Source organism: Streptococcus sp. SG1 (assembly GCF_030439935.1).
Classification (GTDB): domain Bacteria; phylum Bacillota; class Bacilli; order Lactobacillales; family Streptococcaceae; genus Streptococcus; species Streptococcus gordonii.
On the sequence record NZ_JAQFJC010000005.1, the window covers coordinates 177,079 to 185,907 of the forward strand.

8 protein-coding genes are annotated in these 8,829 nt (G+C 41.2%); all 8 read right to left on the reverse strand.

Annotated features, from left to right (window positions below):
- Positions 1-63: 63 nt before the first annotated feature.
- The gene (locus PCY06_RS05965) at positions 64-747 is read right to left on the reverse strand and encodes a rhomboid family intramembrane serine protease (RefSeq protein ID WP_045772683.1); all 684 of its coding nucleotides are present in this window, start codon (positions 745-747) and stop codon (positions 64-66) included.
- Positions 728-1,267 (reverse strand): 5-formyltetrahydrofolate cyclo-ligase, encoded by a 540-nt coding sequence (locus PCY06_RS05970; protein ID WP_045505241.1) that lies wholly within the window; start codon positions 1,265-1,267, stop codon positions 728-730. Before PCY06_RS05970 ends, PCY06_RS05965 begins: the two co-directional genes overlap by 20 nt.
- A 19-nt stretch (positions 1,268-1,286) precedes the next feature.
- Positions 1,287-2,420 (reverse strand): N-acetyldiaminopimelate deacetylase, encoded by a 1,134-nt coding sequence (locus tag PCY06_RS05975; protein WP_105165093.1) that lies wholly within the window; start codon positions 2,418-2,420, stop codon positions 1,287-1,289.
- A gap of 88 nt (positions 2,421-2,508) precedes the next feature.
- Positions 2,509-3,207 carry a 2,3,4,5-tetrahydropyridine-2,6-dicarboxylate N-acetyltransferase gene (dapD, locus tag PCY06_RS05980; protein ID WP_011999700.1) on the reverse strand — a complete coding sequence of 233 codons (699 nt, stop codon included), beginning with the start codon at positions 3,205-3,207 and terminating at the stop codon, positions 2,509-2,511.
- A 111-nt stretch (positions 3,208-3,318) separates the two neighbouring features.
- A complete protein-coding gene (locus PCY06_RS05985; protein WP_082307270.1) occupies positions 3,319-4,269 on the reverse strand; it encodes a hypothetical protein in 951 nt (316 codons plus the stop codon).
- A 353-nt stretch (positions 4,270-4,622) separates the two neighbouring features.
- Entirely contained in the window at positions 4,623-5,429 is an 807-nt protein-coding gene (locus PCY06_RS05990) for a hypothetical protein (protein ID WP_060553210.1), read from the reverse strand.
- A gap of 21 nt (positions 5,430-5,450) precedes the next feature.
- The gene (locus tag PCY06_RS05995; RefSeq protein WP_105165160.1) at positions 5,451-6,353 is read right to left on the reverse strand and encodes a hypothetical protein; all 903 of its coding nucleotides are present in this window, start codon (positions 6,351-6,353) and stop codon (positions 5,451-5,453) included.
- 183 nt (positions 6,354-6,536) lie between these two features.
- The gene (locus PCY06_RS06000) at positions 6,537-7,886 is read right to left on the reverse strand and encodes a glucose-6-phosphate isomerase (protein ID WP_049547242.1); all 1,350 of its coding nucleotides are present in this window, start codon (positions 7,884-7,886) and stop codon (positions 6,537-6,539) included.
- Positions 7,887-8,829 lie beyond the last annotated feature (943 nt).

Here is an 8,829-nt window from a genome sequence, read left to right on the forward strand (position 1 = left end):
TTCATCAAAAGTTATAATTATAAAAAAACACCGCTATTTAAAGCGGTACTTAGCTTAATTTTCTTAAAAAATTGGTCTTTGAAAAGTCATAAAAATCAAAATGGCTGCTAATCCCAAATAGACTATTAGGGCTAAAAATCTTTGTGGCTTACTAAATGCATTGCGTTCGCCTGAAACTGGTAGAATCACCGCACCTAAAGCTCCACCAACAAGACCACCTAAGTGACCAGAAAGACTGATTCCTGGTAAGAAACTCATGATTAGATTGACAGCCAGTAGGCTCATATAGGATTGCCCCAACTGCTGAAGATAGTGGTTTCGTGTGGCATAGCGCAGAACGACGACTGACGCAAAGAGACCGAAAAGCGATGTAGAGGCTCCTGCAGCCAGACTGTTTGGTGAAAAATATACGACGAATAGATTCCCCATCACCCCAGACATGAGATAGAGCATTAAGAATTTCCATGGTCCGAAAATATCTTCTATCTGACGGCCAAGGAAATACAGAGTAAGCATATTGACCACAAAATGCTCTAAACCAATATGGACAAAAATAGCAGCAAAAACTCGCCAAAATTCTATAGGCATCTCTTGGATTGTATAGCCATGTACTGCCCCAAAGCGATACAAGGCTTCCGTACTACTATATTGGAAACCGTAGAAAAGAAACATTAAAGCAAATACAAGGCTCGTTATGATCAATAAAATACTTGTCACTGGGTAGTTTCTATCGTAGATTTGTTTCATATATGATTAACTCCTTTACCGAGACATCATGCAGATCCGGTTTAAAATTCGCTAGCTGAATTTGATAAAGCGTACTGACACTAGCACCAGAAAAATCAGCCAGATAACGGTCATAGTAGCCGCCACCGTAACCAATTCGAAATCCTTGAGAATTGAAGACCACACCTGGCACATGAATCAGATCAATTTCTGTCTTATCCACAGCCTCTTCACTTATCGGCTCCATAAGACCAAAGGAGCTTTTTTGTAGGCGACTTTCATCATAATCAACAAATATCATCCGCCCCTGGCCATAGGTTTTGGGTACTAAAACCCGCTTGCCGTCCAACTGAGCCTGCTTGATAAAGTCTGCGGTAGAGACTTCATGGGGCATAGAAAGATAAGTTGCGATGACTTTAGCTTCTTGATAAGCTCTTGACTGGAGCATGTGCTGAGTCAGCCAGTTATCTGCCTGCTCTTTTTCTTTTTCTGAAAGACTCTTCATCTGGTTCAGTACAGTTTGTCTCAGCTCTTTTTTCATGCAACGCGTTCCTCTTTTCTTATCTGTCATTGACTTTATAATCTAGGAATTTCCCAATCTTTTCAATAGCAAAGGGCAGTGCTGCCTCGTCCGGTGTCATCTTGGGATGATGGAGGGCATAGGGACTGTCCACTCCCAACCAGAACATGACGCCCTTGACCTTACTGAGCAGATAGCCAAAATCCTCGCCTGTCATCGCCGGCGCAATATCAATCAGCTCCACTCCTTCTTCCTTCTGGAAAAAGGCCATCAATTCGTCTGCCAAACCAGGATGATTTTCTACAGGCAGATAACCACCTTGCTTGAGCTCCAAGTCCAATTCCAGACCGAAACTTTGGGCTATCCCCTCTGCTATTTCCCGTAAACGTTTCTGGGTCAAGAGGTTCATCTCCTGAGTCAGAGTCCGAATGGTACCATGCAAAAAGGCTGTTTCTGCGATGACATTGTTGGTCGTGCCAGCATGGAGTGAACCAAAGGTTATAACCGCTCCCTCGATAGGATCGACATTGCGGCTGACAATGGTCTGCACCTGGGTGATAAAGTAGCTAGCCGCAACCAAAGCATCATTGGCTTCATGGGGAAAAGCTGCATGCCCCCCCTTCCCCTTAAAGGTCAGCTTGACTTCACAGGTACCAGCAAAGAGGGTTCCTCTGTTAGTGGCAATATCACCAACTTTGAGATCCGGCCGCACATGAAGTCCGTAAAACTCATCTGGCAGCCAGTCGCCAAAAGCACCGTCTTCATACATGAGCATTCCGCCAGCTTCATTTTCCTCAGCAGGCTGAAAGAGAAAGAGCAGATTGTGGGTAGGCTGAGCGCTCAAAGCTTGCTCCAGCAGGCCTAGAGCGACCGTCATGTGCATATCGTGTCCGCAGGCATGCATTCGGCCTTCATGGGTACTAGCAAAGTCCAGACCTGTCTCCTCGACAATCGGAAGACCATCAATATCTGTCCGCCAGCCAATCGTCTTATCCGGTGAACTACCCTTGATAAAGACCAAAATACCAGTTCGCCAAGTTCGGATTTCCACAAAGTCTAGATCAGCAGTTATGCCTTCAATGACCTGCATCAGGTAAGCATGAGTCTTGTATTCTTCCAGACCGATTTCTGGTATTTGGTGTAAATCTCGGCGAATTTTTAGATAATCAAGCATTGTTTCTTTCCTTTATTGTCTTGTCAAACCAGATAAAATCTGACCGCACCCAATCAACTTCGGGCGCGGCACTGTTATTTATGCAATATTAAAGTGTGCGAAGAGCGTCTTCTAGAGCTGTCTTCTGCTGGGTCTTCTCATCAATGGTCTTGATAATTCGAGCTGGAACACCAGCAACCACTACATTTTCAGGAACATCCTGAGTCACAATCGCACCAGCCGCAACAACGGAGCCACTGCCAATTTGTACACCTTCAATCACAACCGCATTGGCACCAATCAGCACATTATCTCCGACCCGAACCGGCTCAGCGCTAGCTGGCTCAATGACTCCCGCTAGAACTGCACCTGCACCGACGTGGCTATTTTTTCCGACAATAGCTCGGCCACCCAGGATAGCACCCATATCAATCATGGTCCCAGCGCCAATCTCTGCACCAATATTGATGACTGCCCCCATCATGATAACAGCATTGTCACCAATTTCGACTTGATCACGGATAATAGCACCTGGCTCGATACGGGCATTGATGTCGCGCTTGTCCAAAAGTGGCACAGCCGAGTTACGAGCATCTTGCTCAACGACATAGGTCTTATTTTCTTCTAAGTTCACTAGGAGGGGCTTAATTTCTTCCCAGTCTCCAAAAAGAACATTGCCTAACTTCACAACAGACCAAGGAATGGTACCGTGCAATTCTCCGTTAAAAGTTACCTTGACAGGAGTCTTTTTCTTGGCGTCAGCGATAAATTTGATGATTTCTTGAGCATTCATTTTGGTAGCAGACATAGCTTCACCTCTTTGTTCTTTCTATTTTTTGAACTAGGAAAGAGGCAAGTCTCTCCTAGCTATCTAATGTTTTCTATTATAACATAATTCGGTCAGTCAGTTTGAACTTTACTAGACATCGAAATCGTTTTTGGATTCTTGGACCTTTTTTAAATGAAACTTTCCATCCTTGTCCCTTGCAAATTCCAAAAGGACGAAGGTTTTATCCTTTGTTTGGTAGGCCATGTTCAAAATAGAGTAGCCTTCAATGTTCGATTTATAATACCTTTTGGGAACTCCCACTTGATCAACTATCTCTATATCCGTGATGCCTTTTTCTTCATCTGGGCTAATCCCTCTAAGAAAGGCAAGCCTCTCATCCGTCAGATATTCTTTTTGAGTAGTATCATAAGAAACACTGACAAGATGTGGACCAGAACCTCTGTTCCAGAATTGAATAACAGCCACGCCTCCGCCTTTTAAATTATAAGTCAGTGATAGCAATTTGTCCTTTTTGCCCACTTTCATTTCGTTGCTAGTTTGGGCTAAACCATATTGACGAACAAAATCAGAAACGTGAAGGTTTCTAGTCCCATCATTTTCAATCTTATACTTTACAAAGTCAACCCTCTCCCAATCCAAAGCCTTAGCATTTGGAGAACTATACTTTGACTCTGCTCCCATTGCTTGATCATCTTTATGAGAATTGAGTCCCTTCCCAATTAAAATGAAGAGTCCTATAAGAAGCGTTAATACTGCTACAGCAATTAACTTTGAAGAGAAGCGAGAAGTCGGTTTAAGCCTTTGCGTTCTTGCTTCTTTAGCCTTTGATTGATGATCTAAATTCCTAAAACCTAAATTTTGTTTCAGTTTCGGTTTTTGTACGTCCTTGGTATTCAATTCCGATATTGGTGTAGCTGGCTTCTCCGAAATGGCTTCATTTGTTGGTTTGGCTTCCTCATTGCGCTTTGATGGAGGTACCGAGCCAGACATTTCATTAGAATTTCTTCTCGAAGATTCTTTTGTCTTGCCAAATCGTTCCTTATGTTCTTTTCGTAGTTTGTCTAAGTCTCTTTTTTCCATTCCCTTATCCTTTTTCTCCCTTAAACGAAATCAATATCCTTCTATCTAGTTCTCTATCTCCATATATATTCTAGTCCTTCTCAGATGCTCCAAGTAAATGTCGCTTCGTTATCAACATATATAAAAATCTATCTCAATATTGCTACATCTCTCCTGATTGTAACATATAATCAAGGAAAGGAAAACTTCCACTTCTTAGATTTACTGGGTAGGTTAGTGAATCCATTTCGACTAAACAGATAAAGACCTGGAATTTCCATTCCAGATCTTTCAAAAAATTTTATTCAAACTTTAAGCTGCTCGCTCCTCATACCCTATCAGGAATCTCCAAGTGAACGAGACTAAGTAGCTTTTTAATCGGCTCCTTTTTTAGCTAAAAGGAAATCTCCATCTGCCTGTTTAACAAAGGTCAACTTGTACTCATCCGAACCTGATGAGTTGAAACGAATCCTCATTTTGGTAATTACTTCATCTGTTTCAATATCTTCTCCTGCAGACACCGTCAGAGATGAGACTGCATTATCCCCAATGACTTCCTTATAAGAAACCCCGCCTTTACCTGTTTTTGGATCTCCCACTTTCAGCTTATCATAATAATCAGAGGGCATATAAGCGGCTTTAGCCTTTCTGTAATCACCTGAATAAGAAATATTTTGTAAGTAGTAGCGATCGCCTTCCTTCTTAAAAGCAAGCTCCATTTCACGAATTAAGCGATAGTAGAAACTATCTTCATCCTGGTCATAATCATCTAACTCGCCCCACTTTAAATCAATTCTATCTCTTCGAAACGAACCTTTTATAGCCTTACCATACTCATCAAGAATATCTTCTATGGGAGTTCCTAAATCTGGCTTATCGTAATAACCGAACTTAAGAGCAGCGAGATTATTGATATCCCAACTAAATTCTGACTCTTCGGGGTCGATATATTCAGCTGCCACATCTCTTTTCGATTTACCCGTATCAGCTTTTAAATTGATGATTGGATAGAGGCGTTTGGTCAGATTCATATCCCCTGTAGAATAACCAAAAATTAGACCAACTATCAGCCCCAAAACAGCAAAACCTGTGATACAAATAAGCATTCGCCTTTTTCCGGCTTTCTCTTGATCACGATTTTCAGGCACGTCAAATGGTATCTGTGATTGATTCATATTCATCTTTCATCTATCTCCTCTATCTTAATCTCGTTCTGTGCCAATGTATAAGAATTCCCCATTCGGTTGTGCTAGGAATCGTAATGTTTTATAATCATCATCAACTTCATAGAATACCCTTGCAATCACTCGATTAGAGATATACTTTTCTCCATTAGCAGTAATATCGTTTTCCGTTTCAATTTGGATAGATTGTCCATGCTTTTTCAATAATTCTGATAAAGGAGTCCCTCCCTTGCCTGTTTTTGAATCTCCTTTTTTCAGACTTTTAAACTCTTCATTTGTCAATTTATAATCTTTTGAATTGTCTGTATCCTTTTCATCTTCGTCTTCATCTTCTAGTTTCTGCTTATCATGGAATTCGCCTAGCGCATAAGCTTGTACATGCTTTAAATAATAATTGTCACCTGATTTTTCAAAATACATAGTGACGCTTTGACTTTTTGAAGACTTCGATCTATCCCAAGAAAGTTTAATCCCCTTCTTTTCATAATCCACACCAGAAGCCAATCCATAGGTATTAACAATTTGATCTGCAGTTAATCCATGGCCATCCTTATTGTTATACTTCAACAAGCCAAGATCTTTAAGAGAAAAAGTAAAAACAACCCTGTCTTTCTCTGTGATAAAGCCAGTTTCTGTATCTTTAGCTTCTGCTTTGGCTCGTTCTAGACGTTTATATCGTCGGGTATCAGCTTCAGACTTGAATGATTGTCCCCAAAAATAGCCAACACCTCCACCAATCAGACCAGCAACAAAAGCAGCAAGGACTGAGAAAGTGATCAACTTAATCCAACCGCGTTTAGCTTCCGATTGAAGTTCTTGATGACTTTCCTCTTGAGAAACTAAATTGTTTTCTTTCTGATCAGGCTCTTGATTGGTTTGTCCTTCTTGCGATTTAAAAGGCTTTTTATCTTCTGTTGTCATAACATCTCCTTTACTAGCAACTTTCACCCATTACTCTCCTCACTCTTCGTGAATAAAGTCTGACGCGCAAAATTTAAATGTAATAGTTCTAATATATCATAAATTCACAAGATTGGCCAATGCCCCAATAGATAAAGAGCCCTATACAAAAAAGACCTCTTTCGAGGTCCTTACGTTTGTCTATTAAAGGCGAGCGTTCAATTCTTTGCTCAATTCTTCAAATCCTGGTTTACCAAGAAGGGCAAACATGTTACGTTTGTAGGCTTCAACACCTGGTTGGTCAAATGGGTTGATGGCATTCAAGTAACCTGAAAGGGCGATTGCCAATTCGAAGAAGTAGATAGTGTAGCCAAGAGTGAAGGCATCTTGCTCAGGAAGAGTCACATACATATTTGGTACATCACCGTCAGTGTGGGCAAGAAGAACACCGTCGGTTGCTTTTTTGTTTACAAAGTCAACATCTTTTCCTTGAAGGTAACCAAGTCCGTCAAGGTCTTCTTCCAAGCTCGGGATAATCACGTTCTTACGTGGTTTGTCAACACGGACAACTGTTTCAAACATGATGCGAGTTCCTTCTTGGATAAATTGACCCAATGAGTGCAAGTCAGTTGAGAAGTTAGCTGAAGTTGGGTAGATACCTTTTTGGTCTTTCCCTTCTGACTCACCAGCCAATTGTTTCCACCATTCTGAGAAGTATTGAAGTGATGGCTCGTAGTTTACCAAGATTTCAGTCGCATAGCCTTTGCGGTAAAGGATGTTACGAACTGCTGCGTATTGGTAAGCTTCATTTTCAGCAATCTTGTCTGAAGTGTAGTCTTTGCGAGCTGCATTCGCACCTTCCATAAGGGCTTTGATGTCTGCACCTGATGCAGCGATTGGAAGCAAACCAACTGCTGTCAATACTGAGAAGCGTCCACCGATGTCATCTGGAACCACGAATGTTTCCCAACCATTAGCATCTGCTTCAACCTTAACAGCACCTTTTTGGCGGTCAGTTGTAGCGTAGATACGTTTGTTAGCTTCTTCTTGACCGTATTTCTTAACCAAGAGTTCTTTGAAGACGCGGAAAGCAATAGCTGGTTCAGTTGTTGTACCTGATTTAGAAATCACGTTTACTGAAAAGTCTTTGTCTGCAACATACTCTACCAAGTCAGCAAGGTAAGTAGATGAAATTGAGTTTCCAGCGTAAAGGATTTGTGGGGCTTTGCGTTCTTCTTTTGTTTGCAAGTTAGCAAAGTGGTGGTTCAAGAAGTCGATGGCTGCTTTGGCACCAAGGTAAGATCCACCGATACCGATCACAACCAAGACATCGCTGTCTGATTTGATTTGCTCTGCAGCTTTCAAGATGCGGTCAAATTCTTCGCGGTCATAATTTTCAGGAAGGTCCAACCAACCCAAAAAGTCGCTTCCAGCACCAGTTCCTTTACGGATTAATTCATCTGCTGCTGTTACTTGTGATTGCATGTATTCCACTTCATGTGGGGCAACAAATTTGTCCAAAACTTTTGAATAATCAAATTTAATATGTGACATGATATTCCTCCAATTTCTTTTCTTTAATATGATAACGCTTTACGACTTTTTTAGCAAGCAAAACCTCATTTTAAAACGCTTCCAATTTATTTTTTTGCAAGTTAGCAAAACCTAATAGGCACTTCAAGGCAATCGTTTGCGTAAATTGCTAAATTTCTCCTGCTCCACTTAGAATCCCTCTTCCTAGAAAAAAGCCTAGGATCCTCTCCTAGACCAGAACATTTCTTATATATTTTCTCATCTGAAAAATTCACAAATAAGGCTTTCTAATCAGAAGGTAGTTCTCGCTTAGCTCGAGCACCTAAGTTCATCTGCGTCCTTTGGACTTGATTCACTAAGAGCTTCATACGGTTTACAAGTATTGACTTACTTCCATCTTAACTAAATATTAGTCCAGCAATTTAACGCAGTAGCTGATTGGCTCTTCTTTCACTTTACAAGTTTAGAAGAAAGCCTAATCAGCCTTGCGGGGGTGGAACTACGAACATAAGTTCTGTTCCACTCCCATCCATTACTCTAATATTCATCTGTGCCTTGCAGGCTTGACTCATTCAATTTCGGAACGTAGTTCTCGCTTGGCTCGAACTGCATCAATGTACCTAAACTCATCTCCCTCCTTCGGAGTTGATTCGTTAAGGATTTTTATACGGTTTACAAGTATTGACTTACTTCCATCTTAACTAAATATTAGTCCAGCAATTTAACGCAGTAGCTGATTGGCTCTTCTTTCACTTTACAAGTTTAGAAGAAAGCCTAATAATCAGCCTTGCGGGGGTGGAACTACGAACAAAAGTTCTGTTCCACTCCCATCCATTGCTCTAATATTCATCTGTGCCTTGCAGGCTTGACTCATTCAATTTCGGAACGTAGTTCTCGCTTGGCTCGAACTGCATCAATGTACCTAAACTCATCTCCCTCCTTCGGAGTTGATTCGTTAAGGATT

Bases quoted from the DNA above. Each gene is read 5' to 3' on its own strand.
- PCY06_RS05990 (WP_060553210.1), bottom strand. From the start codon at position 5,429: ATGAATATGAATCAATCACAGATACCATTTGACGTGCCTGAAAATCGT.
- PCY06_RS05995 (WP_105165160.1), bottom strand. From the start codon at position 6,353: ATGACAACAGAAGATAAAAAGCCTTTTAAATCGCAAGAAGGACAAACC.
- dapD (WP_011999700.1), bottom strand. From the start codon at position 3,207: ATGTCTGCTACCAAAATGAATGCTCAAGAAATCATCAAATTTATCGCT.
- PCY06_RS05975 (WP_105165093.1), bottom strand. From the start codon at position 2,420: ATGCTTGATTATCTAAAAATTCGCCGAGATTTACACCAAATACCAGAA.
- PCY06_RS06000 (WP_049547242.1), bottom strand. From the start codon at position 7,886: ATGTCACATATTAAATTTGATTATTCAAAAGTTTTGGACAAATTTGTT.
- PCY06_RS05965 (WP_045772683.1), bottom strand. From the start codon at position 747: ATGAAACAAATCTACGATAGAAACTACCCAGTGACAAGTATTTTATTG.
- PCY06_RS05970 (WP_045505241.1), bottom strand. From the start codon at position 1,267: ATGAAAAAAGAGCTGAGACAAACTGTACTGAACCAGATGAAGAGTCTT.
- PCY06_RS05985 (WP_082307270.1), bottom strand. From the start codon at position 4,269: ATGGAAAAAAGAGACTTAGACAAACTACGAAAAGAACATAAGGAACGA.